The organism is Saprospira grandis DSM 2844 (assembly GCF_000275825.1).
GTDB lineage: Bacteria > Bacteroidota > Bacteroidia > Chitinophagales > Saprospiraceae > Saprospira > Saprospira grandis_A.
This window is the reverse complement of the sequence record NZ_JH719942.1, coordinates 1,791,184-1,809,130: the sequence shown is the minus strand read 5'-3', so window position 1 is coordinate 1,809,130 and position 17,947 is coordinate 1,791,184. Positions and strand designations below refer to the sequence as shown.

At 47.9% G+C, this 17,947-nt stretch carries 15 protein-coding genes; 7 read left to right on the top strand and 8 right to left on the bottom strand.

Annotated elements, in window-relative coordinates:
• Position 1: 1 nt before the first annotated feature.
• From SAPGRDRAFT_RS08180 to SAPGRDRAFT_RS08165, 3 genes are all read left to right on the top strand, one after another.
• Positions 2–460, top strand: a complete 459-nt coding sequence (locus tag SAPGRDRAFT_RS08180) for a nucleoside 2-deoxyribosyltransferase domain-containing protein (protein ID WP_002658621.1) — start codon at positions 2–4, stop codon at positions 458–460.
• A 78-nt stretch (positions 461–538) separates the two neighbouring features.
• Positions 539–1,828, top strand: coding sequence for a hypothetical protein (locus tag SAPGRDRAFT_RS08175; protein ID WP_002658619.1), 1,290 nt, complete (start codon positions 539–541; stop codon positions 1,826–1,828).
• A gap of 363 nt (positions 1,829–2,191) precedes the next feature.
• The gene (locus tag SAPGRDRAFT_RS08165; RefSeq protein WP_002658617.1) at positions 2,192–3,274 is read left to right on the top strand and encodes a DUF4837 family protein; all 1,083 of its coding nucleotides are present in this window, start codon (positions 2,192–2,194) and stop codon (positions 3,272–3,274) included.
• Positions 3,275–3,462: 188 nt separating this feature from the next.
• On the opposite strand, the gene mutS is transcribed toward SAPGRDRAFT_RS08165, so the two are convergent.
• The 4 genes from mutS to SAPGRDRAFT_RS08145 form a co-directional block, all read right to left on the bottom strand.
• Positions 3,463–6,117, bottom strand: a complete 2,655-nt coding sequence (mutS, locus tag SAPGRDRAFT_RS08160) for a DNA mismatch repair protein MutS (protein ID WP_002658615.1) — start codon at positions 6,115–6,117, stop codon at positions 3,463–3,465.
• 120 nt (positions 6,118–6,237) lie between these two features.
• Positions 6,238–7,302: a Fic family protein gene (locus tag SAPGRDRAFT_RS08155; protein ID WP_002658613.1), complete on the bottom strand. Its 1,065-nt coding sequence runs from the start codon at positions 7,300–7,302 to the stop codon at positions 6,238–6,240.
• 143 nt (positions 7,303–7,445) lie between these two features.
• Positions 7,446–7,964 carry a GNAT family N-acetyltransferase gene (locus SAPGRDRAFT_RS08150; protein ID WP_002658611.1) on the bottom strand — a complete coding sequence of 173 codons (519 nt, stop codon included), beginning with the start codon at positions 7,962–7,964 and terminating at the stop codon, positions 7,446–7,448.
• The gene (locus tag SAPGRDRAFT_RS08145; RefSeq protein ID WP_002658609.1) at positions 7,951–9,009 is read right to left on the bottom strand and encodes a glycosyltransferase family 9 protein; all 1,059 of its coding nucleotides are present in this window, start codon (positions 9,007–9,009) and stop codon (positions 7,951–7,953) included. The genes SAPGRDRAFT_RS08150 and SAPGRDRAFT_RS08145 overlap by 14 nt, the downstream gene beginning before the upstream one ends.
• A 248-nt stretch (positions 9,010–9,257) precedes the next feature.
• On the opposite strand from SAPGRDRAFT_RS08145, the gene SAPGRDRAFT_RS08140 reads away from it, so the two are divergent.
• Both SAPGRDRAFT_RS08140 and lysA read left to right on the top strand, forming a co-directional pair.
• A complete protein-coding gene (locus SAPGRDRAFT_RS08140; protein WP_002658608.1) occupies positions 9,258–12,026 on the top strand; it encodes a transglycosylase domain-containing protein in 2,769 nt (922 codons plus the stop codon).
• A gap of 94 nt (positions 12,027–12,120) precedes the next feature.
• Positions 12,121–13,362 carry a diaminopimelate decarboxylase gene (lysA, locus tag SAPGRDRAFT_RS08135; RefSeq protein ID WP_051018654.1) on the top strand — a complete coding sequence of 414 codons (1,242 nt, stop codon included), beginning with the start codon at positions 12,121–12,123 and terminating at the stop codon, positions 13,360–13,362.
• 205 nt (positions 13,363–13,567) lie between these two features.
• Here the strand turns inward: lysA and SAPGRDRAFT_RS08125 are convergent, their stop codons facing one another.
• From SAPGRDRAFT_RS08125 to SAPGRDRAFT_RS08110, 4 genes are read right to left on the bottom strand one after another with little or no spacing between them, the layout of a single operon-like run.
• Positions 13,568–14,227: a CBS domain-containing protein gene (locus SAPGRDRAFT_RS08125; RefSeq protein ID WP_002658606.1), complete on the bottom strand. Its 660-nt coding sequence runs from the start codon at positions 14,225–14,227 to the stop codon at positions 13,568–13,570.
• A gap of 7 nt (positions 14,228–14,234) precedes the next feature.
• On the bottom strand, positions 14,235–14,816 hold the full coding sequence (locus tag SAPGRDRAFT_RS08120; protein WP_002658605.1) for an anthranilate synthase component II: 582 nt from the start codon (positions 14,814–14,816) through the stop codon (positions 14,235–14,237).
• 9 nt (positions 14,817–14,825) lie between these two features.
• On the bottom strand, positions 14,826–15,494 hold the full coding sequence (locus tag SAPGRDRAFT_RS08115; RefSeq protein WP_002658603.1) for a CvpA family protein: 669 nt from the start codon (positions 15,492–15,494) through the stop codon (positions 14,826–14,828).
• Positions 15,495–15,504: 10 nt separating this feature from the next.
• Entirely contained in the window at positions 15,505–15,951 is a 447-nt protein-coding gene (locus SAPGRDRAFT_RS08110; RefSeq protein WP_002658601.1) for a GatB/YqeY domain-containing protein, read from the bottom strand.
• 306 nt (positions 15,952–16,257) lie between these two features.
• Between SAPGRDRAFT_RS08110 and SAPGRDRAFT_RS08100 the strand changes: the two genes are divergently transcribed.
• Entirely contained in the window at positions 16,258–17,364 is a 1,107-nt protein-coding gene (locus SAPGRDRAFT_RS08100) for a thioredoxin fold domain-containing protein (RefSeq protein ID WP_002658599.1), read from the top strand.
• Positions 17,365–17,470: 106 nt separating this feature from the next.
• Entirely contained in the window at positions 17,471–17,929 is a 459-nt protein-coding gene (locus SAPGRDRAFT_RS08095) for a hypothetical protein (protein WP_002658598.1), read from the top strand.
• Positions 17,930–17,947 lie beyond the last annotated feature (18 nt).

Genomic DNA, 17,947 nt, shown 5'->3' with positions numbered 1-17,947 from the left:
TATGAGAATTATTAAGCCGCCTTTTCCCTACAAAAAAGCCCCCGAGGAAAAGCTGCTCTTTTTGGCTGGGAGCATAGATATGGGCAAGGCTCAAGACTGGCAATCTTGGGTGGGCTATCAGCTCATAAAAGAAGATCTGCTGATCCTGAATCCCCGCCGAGATGGCTGGGATAACAGCTGGGAACAAAGCATTGATCATCCTGAATTTAAGGCGCAGGTAGATTGGGAGCTAAAGGGCTTGGAAGAAGCCGATTTTAGGCTGTTTCACTTTGAACCCCAGTCTCAATCGCCAATTACCCTGATGGAGCTGGGCTTATTTGGGCCAAAAAAAGGCAGCATTGTGCATTGTCCCAAAGACTTTTGGAGAAAAGGCAATGTAGATGTGGTCTGCCAACGCTATGGGATTCCACAAGCAGATAGTTTAGAGGCCGCCCTAGATCAAATTCGAGCTTGGATGTAGCTCTTAAAGGGAGGTTAAGCCTCCCTTTGGCCTTTTTTTAGCTCGCTAAAAGTTGTATTTTCTAAAAAACAATTGCTTATGCGTACTAGCATTTTTATTCTTTGCTTTTGGCTGACCACTCTTGGCCTTCGAGCCCAAGGTTATATCCTCCTCCCCATGGATGAGGCCCAAACAAACCACCTGAAAGCCTATGGCATCACCTATAAGGTCCTAGAATTAAAACAGGAGGCTTGGTGGTTGCTCAATTACCGAGGCGGTAGCTTCGCTTTTCCCTACTCCGATGTCTTCAAAAAGGAGTGCATTACCCGAGGCGTCCGCTTTGAGGTTTTGGCCGAGGCCAAGTTTAATAATATCCTCAACCAAATTGCCGACCCCGAGGTCAATATGGAGGCCATGAAGCTAGAGGTCCCACCCAAAGTGGCCGTTTATAGCCCTACCGTAAATGCCCGCGGAAAAGAAATTCAACCCTGGGATGATGCCGTGACCCTGGTCCTCACTTATGCCGAAATCCCCTACGATTTGGTCTATGATGATGAGGTCCTCGATATGAAGTTGCCCGAATACGACTGGCTGCACCTCCACCATGAAGATTTTACCGGCCAATACGGAAAGTTCTACGCCAGCTATAATAACCAACAATGGTATAGAGAGTATGTCCGAAATATGGAAAACCTAGCCGAAAAACACGGCTTCAATAAGGTCTCTCAACTCAAATTGGCCGTGGTAAAACGCATCCAAGAGTTTGTGGCCGGCGGCGGCTTTATGTTTGCCATGTGCTCGGCTACCGATACCTACGATATCGCACTAGCCGCCGAGGGCGTCGATATTTGCGACCATATGTATGATGGCGACCCCGCCGATCCGCAGGCCCAAGCTAAACTCGACTTTAGCAAAACTTTTGCCTTCAAGGATTTTCAATTGGTCCGAGATCCCTATAAATACGAGTATTCTACCATCGATGCCTCGCCCATGACGGCCCCCGCCCGCCGAGTGCCAGACAAACAAGATTACTTTAACCTCTTCGAGTTTTCGGCCAAATGGGACCCCGTACCGAGCATGCTCACCCAATGCCATAACCGAACCGTCAAAGGCTTTATGGGCCAAACAACAGCCTTCAGAAAAACTCAGCTGAAGTCAAATGTACTGGTCCTTGGCGATAATAAAGCCGCCAAGGAGGCCCGCTACATCCATGGCACTTTCCAAAAGGGCTTTTTTAGCTTTTATGGGGGCCACGACCCCGAGGATTACCGCCATTTTGTGCACGATCCCGCTACCGACCTCAATCTGCACCCCAACTCAGAGGGCTATCGCCTGATACTGAATAATGTGCTTTTTCCCGCCGCCAAAAAGAAAAAACGTAAAACTTAATTCCATAAAGATAGTCTGCTTTGCAGGCTATTTTTTTTTGGGCCTCCTGCCTGCGGCAGGCGCTACGTTTCGGGGCTCGCTCTTCGCTCGGCCCTTCGCCGCTTTCAGCGGCTCGGTCTGGCCTGCGGCCACCCCTCCACATCGCTAGGCCGGCTAAAGAAAACAGGCCCCAAGGGCCTGCCAAAAGGGCGCTGCGCGCCCAAAGCGATCTCCTTTTGGGCCCAGAGCAAGCGCCCTTTCTCTATTCCACAACAAAAATTGTCCCCGAATAGCTATCTTTGCCGCAAACCATTCTAAGCCCAACTTGCATCTACTGAGGTAATAGCACTTCATTCTCTGCATTAAAACAGACAGCTTTTAACTATGCGTATATTTTACTTTCTTAGCCTGCTTTCTATCCCTCTTTTCTTTTCGAGCGCTTGCACAGATGCACAACTCGAACGCCTAGAGGTAACGCCTATGGCCTACGGTAGTGTGGACCAAATGCATTTGGTTTGCGATGAATATCTTTGGGATAAGTCGCCTATCGGTGATAGCATCCGCCAATATTTTGAGGCCCTTTATCCTATTACCCCTCAACCCGAGCCCATTTTGGACCTCCGACATGTGGAGAGCCGAGAGTTTAATAAGGTGCTCAAAACACATCGCTCTATTGTTATCTTAGCCGACCTTTCTGAGAAGGAGGAGGCCGGTACGGCTCTGGTCCGAAAGTTACTAGGCCCAAAAAAGATCAAAAAAGCAGCAGAAGACCCTAGCTACCGAATTATGGTGCAAAAAAATCGCTGGGCCAAGGACCAAACGGTCATTTTTTGGTTCGCTCCCGATCGCCAAAGCTTATTTGAAACCGTTTGCCGAGATTATCAAAAGGTGATTAACATTCTGCACGAAAAGGATACCGAAAAACTGGTCAAACAGGTCTATTTCTCTGGCCAAACTGAAGAAGTAGAGGCCGATATTCGCCAAGGCTTAAACCTGAGCCTTTCGGTGCCCAAAGGCTATAAAATTAGCCACCAAGATTCGGTGGCCTGCTGGCTGCGCAAAGAAACCAATAAGGTGAGTAGCAATATTTTTATCTATAGCATTGAAAATCCTGGCCCCAATACCCTGAGCCCCGATAGCCTGAAGGCCATTCGCAACCGCCTGACCAAAGACTATTTTGCTAGCTGGCAAGAAGGCTCTTATATGCAAATTGACGATGTGAATTTGCCCACTTATTACGAAAAAATTGACTTTGGAGAAAGAGAAGCCCTACAAGCTCGTGGCATTTGGTTTATGGCCAACGACTTTATGGGCGGTCCCTTTGTAACTTACCTTATTCCTGATCCCGATAGAAATAGAATCATCTTATTAGATGGCTTTATTCATGCCCCGGGCCAAAAGAAACGACCCGAAATGCGCAAACTGGATGTGATATTTTCCACCTTTGCCCTAAAGACTAAAAAGTAAATCTAAAGGCCCCAAAAACCTAAGTTTTTGGGGCCTTTCTGCCTCTAGCAGGCCCGATAGGGCCGCAGGCTGAGGGATGGAGAGGGGGGCCGAAGGCCCGACCGAGCCGCTGAAAGCGGCGATGGGCCGAGCAGACCTGCGAGCCCGGAACAGCCCGACCCGCCCGCAGGGCGGGGCAGCCCCAAATCCTAATGATCTTCCTCGCCTAGTATTTTTTTAATTTCCAGCAGCTTGAGCATAGACTCAATAGGCGTCATGCGGTTGAGGTCTAGGGCCTCCACATAATCTCGCATTTTCTCGAAGCGGGGATCGGGGGCGGCATCAAAGATATTGAGCTGCATGGCCTGTACATTTTGGACCGCCTTGAGTTTATCGCCTAGGCTTTCGGCTTTTTCCTCTTGGGCCGAGCGCTGCTCTTCAAGTTGGGCCAAAATTTCGCTGGCGCGCAAAATGAGCTGAGGCGGCATGCCCGCCATTTTGGCCACATGAATCCCAAAGCTGTGTTCGGAGCCGCCCGCCTTGAGCTTGCGCAAAAAGATGACCTTTTTGCCCAGCTCCTTGGTGGCCACATGAAAATTCTTGATGCGGTCAAACTGTTGGGCCAGCTCATTGAGCTCGTGATAGTGGGTGGCAAAAAGTGTTTTGGGCCGAGCTGTGGGGTGGTTATGCAGATATTCGGCAATGGCCCAGGCAATAGAAATGCCGTCATAGGTGCTCGTTCCCCGCCCAATTTCATCTAATAAAATGAGGCTGCGGTTCGAGATATTATTGAGAATGCTGGCCGTTTCGTTCATTTCCACCATAAAAGTAGACTCGCCCGAGGAGATATTATCGGAGGCGCCCACCCGGGTGAAAATGCGGTCAATTAGGCCCAGTTTTGCGCTATCGGCAGGGACAAAGGCGCCCATTTGGGCCATTAGGGAAATTAGAGCCGTTTGTCGCAAAAGGGCTGATTTACCTGACATATTTGGGCCGGTAATCATTAAAACCTGCTGTCGCTCATTGTCCAAAAAGATATCGTTGGGTACATACAGTTCTCCAGCCTTGAGCTGTTGCTCAATCACGGGATGTCGGCCCGCCTTAATCTCGATTTCGAGGCCCTCATGCATTTGGGGGCGGCAATAATTCTGCTCTAAGGCCAAAACATGATAGCTATGCAGGCAATCGAGTTGGGCCACCAGTTGGGCATTGGTTTGTACGGGGCGGATATAATCATTGAGGAAAAGGACCAGCTCTCCAAAAAGCTTTTGCTCTAAGGCGATGATTTTCTCTTCGGCAGAAAGGATTTTGCCCTCCAATTGTTTCAGCTCCTCGCTAATATAGCGCTCGGAGTTGGTGAGGGTTTGTTTGCGCACCCAATGATCGGGAATCAGGTCCTTATCTTTATAGCGATTGGTGACCTCTAGGTAGTAGCCAAAAACATTATTGAAGCCAATTTTGAGCTTGTCGATGCCTGTTTCTTTGGCCTCTTGCACTCGGATGCGTTCTAGGTGTTCGCGGCTATTGGCAATCAGGTCGCGCAATTCGTCTAGCTCCTCCGATACCCCATTAGCGATAAAGCCGCCTTTATCCGTTTTAACGGCGGGCTCTTCCTTTAGCCAATTATCTACTCTTTGGCAGAGTAGGGGACAAAGCTGCATGCGTTCGGCAATAGATTGCAGTTGGGGCTGTTGGTCTTGGGCCAAAGCCTCTTTAATTGGGCCAAGGGCCAGAATAGAGCGTTGCAATTGGCGGACCTCTCTGGGGTTGATTTTTCCCAAAGGAATTTTGGCCACCAAGCGCTCTAGATCGCCCAATTGCTGCAATTGCTCCGCAATTAGCAAGGCCAAATTGGGCTGCTCAATAAAGGCTTGCACCACCTCATGTCGGCTTACTATAGAGGTTAAGTCTTTGCGAGGCATCAGGACCCATTTGCGGAGCAAACGGCTGCCCATAGGCGAAATCGTTTTATCCATGACATCCAACAAACTCACCCCAGAGCTATAGGCGCTGCCCACCAATTCTAGGTTGCGAATGGTAAAACTATCCATCCAAACATAGCGGTCGGTAGGAATCCGAGCAATTTGTACAATATGTTTGAGGTTTTTGTTCTCGGTGGTTTGTACATAATGCAGAATGGCTCCTGCGGCAATTTGGGCCATTTCCAATTGCTCAATGCCAAAGCCTTTTAAGGAGCTCACCTCAAACTGCTCCAGCAGTTTTTCTCGGCTATAATCGGGCATAAAGACCCAATCTTCAATGCCATAGGTATAGTAGCGCTCGCCAAAACGGTCCAAAAGTTCTTTCTTTTGGTTCTTGGCATAAATGATCTCGGCGGGCTGAAAATTTTGCAGCAATTTATCGATGCTAGCCGTATTGCCTTCAACCACCAAAAACTCGGCAGTAGAAATATCGAGTAGGGCCAAACCAAGCTGATCTTTGCGCCCAATATGTAGGGCGGCCAAAAAGTTGTTGCTCTTATGGTCCAGAATATTGTCATTGGTGGTAATCCCCGGCGTAACCAGCTCGACCACCCCTCTTTTTACAATTTTCTTTTGCTTAGAGGGTTTTTCTAGCTGGTCGCAAACGGCCACCCGATAACCTGCCCGCACCAATTTGGGCAAGTAGGTATCTAAAGAATGATGCGGAAAACCCGCCAGCTCAATCTTAGAAGAGCCATTGTTTCGAGCAGTTAGCGTGATGCCCAAGACCTTGGAGGCCAGCACAGCATCACTCCCAAAGGTTTCATAAAAATCCCCTACTCGAAAGAGGAGGACAGCATCGGCATATTTTTGCTTAAAATCATTGTATTGCGCCATCAAGGGCGTCACTTTGGTCTTTTTCTTCGACTTGGCCAATTTCATTCGGCTTTAAGAGGTCATGATAATAAATAGGCCCTTTCAAAAAAGGTCCTTTTTGAAAGGCGGGGAATGTTCCTCCGTCAAAAAACGCACTTTTTGAAGGAAGGGGGCTGAAAATAAGGTTTAAATCTTAGTGAGTAGGCTAAAAAGTCGGGGGTTAATATAAATATGGCTATTGGCATAGGCTCTTTTTTCAAGAAAGCCTAGCTCAAATAGTTGCTCTAAGTACCTGCGAGCAGTAGATTCACTTTTACCAATGGCTAATTGTAAGTGCTCCACCCTAGTATAAACATGCTTAAACAAATGCTCTAATAGATCTTTGCTATATATTCTAGGTAGCGCGGCCTGAATTTGATCTTTATAGTCTTTCATCAGCCTTAATAGGGCTTGAATATTTTGAATTGTACTCCTAGCGGTTTGAATCACCCCTTCTAAGATATAAAGCACCCAAGACGTCCAGTCGCCATGATCCCGAACAGCTTGTATGCGTTCATAGTAGGCCGCTTTTGTGGCAATAATATATTTACTAAGGTAGAGAATAGGGTAATCTAGAAGTTTTTGGGTGCAGAGGTATAAAATGTTAATAATTCGCCCAGTTCTCCCATTGCCATCATAGAAAGGGTGAATACTTTCAAACTGAAAGTGAATCACGGCCATTTTTATTAGGGGGTCTAAATGATCCATTTCGGGCTCATTGATATAGGCCTCTAAGTTAGACATCAGGTCCTTTATCTCTTGTGCATCTTGAGGGGGCATGTAGATTAAATTGCCGTAAGCATCTCTTAAGCTAGTCCCCGCCTGTGTCCGAAAACCTGCATTATTGGCTTCTAGTTCTTCCTGAATTTGTAGGATATGGCGGTTGAGCAATAAGCCCTGCTCTTGTATTAAAGCAAAACCCGTCTTTAGGGCCGAAGCATAATTTAATACCTCCTTAGTGCTCAAACTAGCTATTTCTTGTGTAGAACGAGCCGAGTAAAGTGCATCATGAGTGGTAACAATATTCTCTAGGGCAGAGCTTTCTTTGGCCTCTGTTAAAATCAAGCTATCTACCAAAATGCTAGCATTGGGCAGTGTTCCAGTTACTCCCTTCAGTTCCGCTAACACACGGTTGGCCTCAATGGCTTTTTTCAATAAAGGAATGGTCTCTAGCTCTTCTCTAGGAGGTAATTTTAATACTTGATAGCTCATCTCTTGCTCTTTTTTTGATTTTTTGGGGCCTCCTGCCTGCGGCAGGCGCTACGTTTCGCAGCTCGCTGCTCGCTCGGCCCTTCGCAGGCGAAGCCTGCTTGGTCTGGCCTTCGGCCACTGCTGCACATCGCTAGGCCAGCCAGCTAGAACTGTTTACGGTACCAAAAGCTATCTTTAGCTATGGGCGAGGCGCCCAATATTCTAAACTGATGATGGGCCAATAAGCGTTTGGAGCCTTCATTTTCTCTATGCGTATGGGCATGCACATAGCGCAATTGGAGCTCGTTTTTGGCATAGTTCAGGACCAGTCCAACGGCCATTTTCATTAGGCCTCGGCGTTGCATATTGGGGTGGATCTCATAGCCAATTTCTGCTTCTTTGCGGTCCTCAGAAAAATTAAAGAGGCAAATAGAGCCAATCATTCTGGGGTGGCCAGGCAAAGAAATGGCCCAACTGAGGCCTTCTCCGCTATCAATTTGTTGTTGCAGTAGCTCAATATGAGCAAGGCTCTCGGCCTCTGTCTGATGCAAGGGGCGGTCAATGTAGCGCATTTGCTCGGCATCTGACCGGAGGTTAAAGAGTGCTCGGGCATCTTCTTCCTCCATATAACGCAAAAGTAGTTTGTCGTTTTGGAGCATCGGGAAGGGCTTAAAATAACTCATGGGCTAGCTGTTTTAGTGGAGCCAATAGGGGCATTACTGCAATTTGGCCACAGTTGAAATGGGCTTTTGGGCAGGCGGTGTAGCCATGCGAGCCACAGGGCCAGCAGGCCGGGGCTGGTTGCTGATGAATAATAAATTGTGTTTTAGACAAGGGGCCAAAGCCATAGGTAGGCGAGGTAGAGCAAAAAACAGCTGCTACGGGCGCATCTATGGCCGAGCAAATATGCAAGGGCGCCGAATCTAAGACATAATTGAGTTTTGCGCCTTTCATGAGGGCCACATCTTGCAAAAAACTATGTTGGCCGGCCAAATTGTACAAATTGGGGCGCTTGGCCAACTGGACCAAAGCCTGCGCATGTTCGCGGTCGGCTGGGCCACCCAAAACATAAATATAGAGTGATTTTGGCAACTGCTGAAGCAGTTCGGCCCAAACGGCCAAAGGCAGGCGCTTGGTTTCCCACAAAGAGGCGGGCGAAATCGTAATATAAGGCTTTTGGCCATAATTTTCTGCTACAAAACCCCAATCTTCTGCAGAGGGGTAGAGCTTGGGCATAGCTGCTTCTTTATCTGTAAAAGCGGCAATTAGGCGATGGTTTCTGTAGACCTCTTGTTCGGCCCAAATATGCTCCTCAGCTTGGCTAAAGGCCCAAGCAAAAGGATTTTTCTTAAAGCCCACCACTTTTTTCCCTTTAGAGAGGGTAGCCAAGAGGCCGGCGGTAAAATGTCGGTGACAATTGATGACCAAATCGTAGTTTTGGGGCCGAATATGGGCCAAGAGCTGCCGAATAGAGCGCCATTTATTGCTGCGGTCTAGCTCCAACAATTGATGAATATGCGGATGCCCTTTGAGAATGCGGCCCTGCCCCTTGCGGATCAAGAGATCAATTTGGGCTGAAGGGTAATAGGCCCTAAGCTTTTCGATCAGGGCAGTGGCCAGAATAAGGTCGCCTAAAAAGGCGGGTTGAATAATGAGTATTTTGTCCATAATCGTATTGTGGTCCAGTAAGGCGCGCAGCGCCTTAATTTGACGATCGAAGGGAGGCAAATGGCCTAGCGATGTGAAAGGGGGGCCTTAGGCCAGACCGAGTTTTTGAGCGTAGCGAAAAAACGAAGGGCCGAGCAGACCTGCGAGCCCTGGAACGTAGCGCCCGCCGCAGGCGGGAGGCCCCAAAATAAAAGCACAAAGTTAGCAAACTGTAGGGAGAAGAAAAGGAGTTTGGCTTGGATTTAAAAATTGGACAAAAAAGGCGATATTTGCCCCAAAGCATTTTCCCCCAATAAATTGGACCCATTATGTCATCAGAAAATAAACCGACAGCGGCCGTTCCCGAACTGAGCTATCGTCAGCAACATAAAAAGAGCTTCAAGCGCATTTTGCGTTGGATATGGGGCATCTTTATTTTGGGCTTTGTCTCTGTTTTTAGTCTTTTTGCCTATCTCTCTACCCAGCTGCCTTCTTTTGACCAGCTGGAGAATCCGCAGTTGCGTTTGGCCTCTGAGGTCTATAGTAGCGATGGAGAGCTTTTGGGTAAATATTATATTGAGAACCGGACCTTAGTGACCTATGACAGCATTGCGCCAGCGGTGGTTAATGCGTTGGTGTCTACAGAGGATGCTCGTTTTTATAGCCATTCTGGCATTGATCCCGAGGCTTTGGCGCGGGTGTTGGTAAAAACCATTGTGTTCCAGCAGCGGAATGCGGGAGGGGGAAGTACCATCTCGCAGCAGCTGTCTAAATTGTTGGTGGGCCGGCCCGATACTCGAGGCATGGGGACAGTAGAGCGGCTTTGGACCATTTTGCAGGTCAAGCTCAAAGAGTGGTTGACGGCGGTAAAATTGGAGCGTTCTTATACCAAAAAAGAGATTATTACGAACTATCTCAATGAGTTTGACTTCTTGTATAATGCTCATGGGATTCGCTCGGCAGCCGAGACTTATTTTCGGAAAAAGCCCAGTGAATTGAGTATTCCCGAGGCTGCTATGTTGGTTCGGATGTTAAAAAACCCCGCCCTATTTAATTATCGCCGAGATATGAAAAAGGCCTTGAAAGGCCGAGAGGTGGTATTGAAAAACATGCAGATGGCTGGGCATATCACAGAGGCCGACTACCATAAATATCGCCAAGAAAAAATCAATAAGGGCAGCTTTCAGGTTTTGAACCATAATGAGGGCCAGGCCACTTATTTCCGGGAATATTTGCGGGAGTACGTCAAGGAGGTCTTGAGCCGCCCGGAAAACCTCAAGCCCAATGGCGAGGCCTATGATGTCTATCGAGATGGCTTAAAAATTTACACCACCATTGATTCTAGAGCTCAGCGCAATGCGGAGCAGGCCGTTTGGGACCACCTTAGTCAGCATCAGGAAAAGCTATTTAAGCATTGGAAGGATTGGAACATGATTGATCCGCCTATTGGTTATAGCAAATACAACCCCTGGACCTACAAAACGCATAAAAACACAGAGGGAGAAATCCAGCTGCGTATGCGGGCCTTGGATCGTTTGATTTGGAACTCTGAGCGCTATCAGGCGGTCCGTGAAGACTACCTCAAAACAGCGGCAAAATATGAGCTGCGAGATATAGATATTTCTCGTTTGCAGATCCTAGAACGGGCCAATAAAAAACGCAGCAAAAAAGAGCAGGCCGAGGCCGTTCTTGCGGGCTGGAAAAAAGATGGCTATGCCACGAAAAAGCAGATCGCTCTTTATCGAGATTTGCTGAAATCGGGCAAATGGGAAAGCATTAAAGGCGAGTATCAGCAGCTGCTCAAGTATATGCAGACCCCTGTAGATATGCGCATTTTTGCCTATCAGAAAAATGGAGAACACTGGGGCCCCGGGACCAAAGATACCCTGATGAGCCCACTGGATTCTATCCGCTACCACCGGATGTTCTTGCAAACGGGTTCGGTGTCTATAGAGCCGCAAACGGGACATGTAAAAGCCTGGGTGGGCGGTATTGACCACCACTATTTTAAGCTCGATCACGTTAGTATGGGTGGCTTGTATGTGCACCCTAACAAACAACGTCCCGGACAAACTTATACCAAGGCTGGCCGTCAGGTGGGCTCTAGTATGAAGCCCTTTCTCTATGCACTCAATATTGATTTGAGAGGCTACTCGCCTTGCTATGAGGTGGAAGATGTAAAAATTACGATTGAAAAAGGCTATGGCGATTTTGGCCTAATTAAGAACTGGACCCCCAAAAATGCCAATGGCCAATATAGTGGGCAGCGCCTTACCCTAACGCAGGCCCTCCGCCAATCGCTCAACTCTGTTTCTGCTCAACTGATGAAAGATCTGGGCAGCACCGAGCGCTTTAGATCCTTTTTGCATGAGGCCGGAATTGATACCGCCAAGGTGCCCGCTTCTCCCACAATTTGTTTGGGAACGCCAGACCTTACGCCCCTAGAAATGGCCGCCGCTTATTGCATTTTTGCCAATAAAGGGATTTATAACGAACCCGTTTTTGTAGAGCGAATTGAGGACCGACATGGCAACCTCATCTATAATTCAGCCGACCAAATTACGCAGCAAGTGTTATCTGAAAGTAGTGCCTATGTGATGAGCCAAATGCTCAAAAGTGTGCAGGCTGGCGCTCCCGGCTTCCAAGGTATTAAAAGTACTTATGGCGGAAAAACGGGAACCACCAACTTTCAAGCCGATGGCTGGTTTATGGGCGTTACCCCCAATCTAGTGGTAGGAACTTGGGTAGGTTGCGACGACCGCTTTATCCGCTTCCGTAGTCTGCGCTATGGCCAAGGCGGAAGCATGGCTCGCCCCATTTTCCAAAATGTACTCCGCTACCTAGAGGCCGATGAAGCCTTTGAACTAGACACCAAAGCCAAATTTCCCAAACCTGAAAGAATTGACCGCGAAATGAACTGCCTTAAATATGCGCAGTTTGGCCGTGGCGATACCTTTGGTGAAGAAGGAGAAGATATGACCAACCAAGATGAAATTTATAATCAAGATTATGATGACTTAGAGGCCGCACCGGCCCCTAAGAAACAGCCCAAGAAGAAACCACAGCAGCCGCCTACTAATGAGGAAGGCAGCCGGTAGACTATTGGCTGTAGACAAGCTTCCAAAACGGGCGGTTTCCATGAGTATGGAGATCGCCCGTTTTGTTTTTTATTCACTTTTTATTTCTAACCCTATGCAATGGAATGATGCGCAGCAGCGCTATGAATTGGGCCAACTTGCCCTAGAAGAACTGGTCCAAGAGTTTGGCAGCCCACTATTTGTCTATGATAGCGCCAAAATCAAATCGCAGTACCTCAAAATGGAGCAGGCGCTATCCGCCTGCCCCTCGGTCAAAATTAACTATGCCTGCAAGGCCCTGAGCAATCTGAGTATCCTTAAGCTATTGCGTAGCCTTGGCGCTGGCCTAGATGCCGTTTCTTATCAAGAAATTAAGCTGGGATTAGCCGCTGGTTTTGCCCCCGAAGATATTATTTATACCCCCAATTCGGTAGGGGCCGAGGAGCTAGAAGCGGCCCTTGCCCTAGGCGTCAAACTCAATATCGATAATATCGAAATGTTAGAGTATTTGGGCCATAAATACCCCGGCCAAGGCTTTTGTATCCGCATCAATCCGCATATTATGGCGGGCGGAAATGCAAAGATTTCAGTGGGCCATATCGACTCTAAGTTTGGTATTTCTATACACCAAATGCCCCTGGTCGAACGAATTGTGAGTAGCCTAAAACTCAATATTGAAGGGGTGCATATGCATACGGGCTCCGATATTCTCAATGTGGAGGTCTTTTCTATGGCCGCCGATATTCTCTTCAATATTGCCCGCAAATTCGATACGGTCCGCTATGTCGATTTGGGCAGCGGCTTTAAGGTGAAATACAAGGAGAGCGATATCGAAACCAATATACAGGAGTTTGGCCAAGAGATTTCTCAACGCTTCAATGCCCTTTGCAAGGAGTTGGGCCGAGAGCTGACGCTGATGTTTGAACCCGGCAAGTATTTGGTTAGCGAAGCGGGCTGCTTTTTGGCCCAAGCCAATGTAATCAAACAAACCATTTCGACCATTTTTGTCGGCATCGATAGCGGCTTTAATCACCTTATCCGCCCCATGTTTTACGATGCTCATCACGAGATCGTCAATATCTCAAATCCCGCAGGCAAACCTAAGATTTATACGGTGGTGGGCTACATTTGCGAGACCGATACCTTTGGCTATAACCGCAAGCTGGCAAAGGTCCGAGAAGGCGATATTTTGGCCTTCAAAAATGCAGGGGCCTACTGCTTTTCAATGGCTTCCAATTACAACTCTCGCTACCGCCCCGCCGAGCTCCTGTTGCATGAGGGCCAGGCCTATCTCATCCGAGAGCGAGAAACGTTTGAGGACCTCATTCGCCTGCAAGCTGATTTATCTATTTTTTAGGGGCCCGCGGCCAGCAAGCTGGCCGCCGCTATGCTGCGCCGCTCGCAGGTCTGCTCGGCCCTGCAGCCGCCAAAGGCGGCTTGGGTCTGGCCCTGCGGGCCACGGCTGCGCAGCGCTGGGCCTTTTGGACCTTCTTTGCCCTGGCGGTAGTGCCCTGCCGCTGGGCCCAAAAAAGGGGAGCCGCTCAAGCGGCTCCCCTCTCTTATTACATATTGAGGTAGCGCATTAGCCCCTCATAACGATCTCGAAGATCATCCAAATATTCCGATTCATAAAAAGACTCTACCTCATAACCAAAACGCTCTAAGGTGGCCACCACATGCTTAAGGTCTTGACGGCTTAACTTGAGCGTGAGCTCTAAATGAGCAGCTGTTGGGGCCGAAGAGATAAAACAACTCAACACCTTACAGTTTTCGCCTTCAATCAAACGGGCAATTTCAGCCAAAGAATAATCGCGGGCGGGCATCCGAATGAGGAGCATGCCTCCAGGATGCGAAATGGCCCCCGTTTCGGCAAAATGCCGCAGCAAATTCTCTAGGGTGATGAGGCCCAAATAATTTTGTTCTTGGTCCAAAACAGGCACTACCGTAAGATTGGTATCTACAATCAGTTTCATGACCTCAAAAAGGTGTTGGCCAGGCTCTACACTCTTATGCAGCAAAATGGGCTCATTTTCCAAAATACTTTCTTCTGGCGCATTAAAGTTGAGCAGCTCATCTTCAGAGAGAATGCCCAAAAGCTGTCGGTCCTCTACAATAGGGAGGTGGCGAACATGAAAGTCGCTCATCCAATTGAGGGCCTTTTCACCGCTATCGCTAGCCCTTAGGGGCGGAACGGCATAAGAAATCAAATTGGCTGCAAGCATAAGCATATTATTTTATGAGGGCCAAACTGTGGAGCCAGTTGGCCAAAAGTGAGAGCCCTTCAGGGCTCAGAATGGATTCGGGGTGAAATTGCACTCCCCAAACTGGGGCCAATTTATCTCTAAGGGCCATAATTTCGCCTTCTGGACCAAAAGCCGTTGCTGCTAGGCGGCTAGGCAAATTGTCTAAAACGAGCGAATGGTAGCGCATCACCTGCATGGGCTGAGCCAAACCCTCAAAAAGGTCCTTGGCCTGATGTTGAATCAGAGAGGTTTTGCCATGCATGGGCTGCACTGCCCGATGAAGAACAGCTCCCCATTTTAGGCCAATGGCCTGATGCCCCAAACAGATGCCCAAAGTGGGTAGGCCCAATTCATAGGCTAGGTCTAGGGCAGCCATGAGCTGCCCCGCCTTTTCGGGCCGTTCTGGACCAGGAGAGAGCAAGAGCCCATCCCAGCCTCCTTGGGCCAATTGCGAGAGCAAGTTAGCCGCATCATTTCGAATTACCACCACCTTACAATCTAAACGTAAGAAGTAATCATAAAGATTAAAGGTAAAGGAATCATAATTATCTATTAGCAATAAACGCATAGCCGTTGTCTAGTCTTCTTCTGTACTTAAGTCGGTACTATCTGTGGCAGGGGGAGGAGGGGGCGGCGCTTTTTTAAGGCTGTCCAAGCTATAATCCTCCTCAATAAACAAATCATCTAGCCGAGGGCCTTCTTCTTTGTAGGCCCCTCCTTCCCGCAGCTGGTCCAATGACTTTTTCATATATTTGGTAAAGCTTCCTACATAGGGTGCAATTCGTTCTAGAACGGCAGTGCCCACATTGGGTATTTTTTGTACATAGGGATAGAAAAAAGAGCTATGTTCTAGCTTTTCGGGTTTTAATACATGGGCCTGGCTAAAAAAGGTGACCAAAACCGAAAACAAAAAGCTAAACATGCCCGACATCATAAATCCGCCAATGGCGCGAGTAAACTGATTAACCCTTTTGCTGGTTACGTTTTTATCAAAGAGCAAGAAAATAATTCGAGCAATGGCCATAATGCCAAAAACAGAGACCAAAAAGGCCACAAAGGGCAAAAAGGCGGAGTCAATCTCGATGGTCAGGCTAATCAAGTCGCTCAAGGCGGGGGTAATATACATAGATACGCCTAGGGCCAAAATTAAGGAGATGATAAAAACCACCACTTTAATTAGGCCATAGGCGTAGCCAAAGTAAAAGCCATAGGCTACCATGATAATAAAAACGATATCAACGCCCATGCTTTTTTATTTATCCGAGTAGTTGCTTAACGGTAGCCGAAATGCTTTTGCCATCGGCTTTGCCCAACAATTTTTTGCTGGCCATACCCATTACGCGGCCCATATCTTTCATGCTGCTTGCGCCAGCTTCTTCAATGATGGCCTTAATTTCAGCAAGCAAAGCTTCGCCTTCTAGTTGAGCGGGCAAAAACTCCTTGATGATAGCGATTTCCTCTGCCTCTACTTGGGCCAATTCTTCGCGGCCTTGTTCTTGATAAGTAGTGAGCGAGTCTTCTCTTTGCTTTACCATGGTTTGTAGCATCTTGAGCTCGCGCTCTTCGGTGATTTCGGCACCTGTGCCGTCAGTTTGCATCAGGAGAAGTTGGGCCTTGATGGCGCGGATGGTCCGTTTGCGGGCCTCATCTTTGTTTTTCATGGCCGTTTTTAGGCCTTCTTTGATGCGTTCACTCAGTGACATAAATTTATTTTTTGCAGATTAAAAATTACTTGGGCTAACTAGCTAAAGCGCTGAATAGTTCAAGCCTTCAGCAAAGTTTGGCTAAACTAGCCCAACAAACTAATAGATTTCTGCTTAAATTTGTAATAGTTCATCTATGGATTTTGGGGAAGTAGGCGCTCGGTCCGAATGGCCTAGCGATGTGGAGGGGTGGCCCGCAGGGCCAGACCGAGGCCGAAGGCCGAAGGGCCGAGCGAAGAGCGAGCCCCGCAACGTAGCGCCTGCCGTAGGCAGGAGGCCCCAAAAAATAAAAAATAATCAAATCGTATGTACAGATTAGTTTCCACCTTTGTTTGTTTGGCTGTTTTGTTTTTGCAGCAATCGGCTTTTGGGCAAATTGAGTTTTTTCATGGCAGCTTTGCCGAGGCCCAAGAGTTGGCCAAAAAAGAGCATAAAATCATTTTTTTGGATGCTTATGCCAGCTGGTGCGGCCCTTGTAAGCGGATGGCTAAAACGGTTTTTTCGCAGGCAGAAGCGGGAGATTTTTACAATAAGCATTTTGTCAATTTGAAGATTGACATGGAGAAAGGGGAGGGGCCGGCTTTGGCCAGAAAGTACCAGGTTTCGGCTTATCCGACCTTGCTTTTTATTGATGCAGAAGGGGAGTTGGTGCATTATCAAAGGGGCGGTCTGCCGATTGATCGTTTTTTGCAGTTGGGCCAAACGGCCTTGTCAAAAATTGACCATAGTGGGGAGTTTGTAGCTCGTTATGAGGAGGGCGATCGCAGTCCAGAACTGCTTCGGGCCTATGCTTATGCCCTTTTGATGGGGGGCAAGCCGAGCCTTAAAATGGCCAATGAATATATTCGGACGCAAGAGGATTGGACGACTAAGGACAACCTAGATTTCCTCTTTGATTTTGCCTTAGAAGCCGATTGTACAGCCTTTGAGCTCTTGTTGGAGCAGCAAAAAAAGGCTAGGGCAGAAAAAGGGGAGCAGGTCTTTTTAGATCAGTTGTTAGTGGCTGCTCGGGCAACGGCCAAAAAGGCCCAAGAATTTCAGGCCCCGGCCCTAATTAAGGAGGCCAGCAAAAAGCTAAAAAAGGCCGATGCCCAGCTGGCCAAATCTTTTGAGGCCCAGGCTTGGGTAGATTATTATATGGCCCTAAAAGATTGGCCCAAGGCGCTAAAGTATAGCAAAAAACAGCTCAAAAAATATGGCGATGCCCAAATGCAGCATAAGTATGCCCGCATTTTTGGAGAAGCGCAATTGGAAGAAAAATACCATAAGGAGGCGCTAAAGTGGGCCAAGGCCGCCTTTGAGGCCCAGCCCTCTGCGGAGTATGGCCAAACCTATTTGTACTTGTTGCGCAAACTGAAGCAAGAAGAAGCGGCCAAGGAATTGGTTAAAGAACTGCATGAAATTGGGCATTAGTTGGCCTAAGACTGTTAAAACATTTCCTTTTTGGGGGCAGGGTTTGAATTGGAATAATAGTTGGCTTTTGGTTGCTGTTCTAATGCAAGAACATAAAAAAAGAACCATGAAACATTTATTCCCCCTCAGTTTGCTCCTGAGCCTAGTTTTTCTGGGCCAACAGCTTTTTGCCCAAGATATTAGCGGCATGCATTTTCAGTCTTTTCGTCCTTCTATGGCCTGCGAAATTCTCAATTTGGAGTTGCCAGCCGGAGCCGAAATATCGGTAAAATATGCCAAAGGCAGTCGTTTGCGTGTTGATCAAGTGATTACTTTAGGTGATGGCGGCAGCCTTCGGGTGCTAGAGTTCTTGATCAAAAAAGGGCGCTATGAGCTTGTTGGAGAAGAGCAGACGCAAGAGCAGGTTTTTCTGGTCAAAATGGCTAAGGTCCCTAGCGATTTGGTGCTGGCCAAAAAGAGCTGTAGCGAAGAATATAGCTATCAAATTACCCTTCCCCCGCACATCAAGTATGTGCAATATAATGGAGCGCTACTAGATATAGCGCTTTCGGCTTCTAAGCAGTAGCGCCTCCAGACTTTCCTA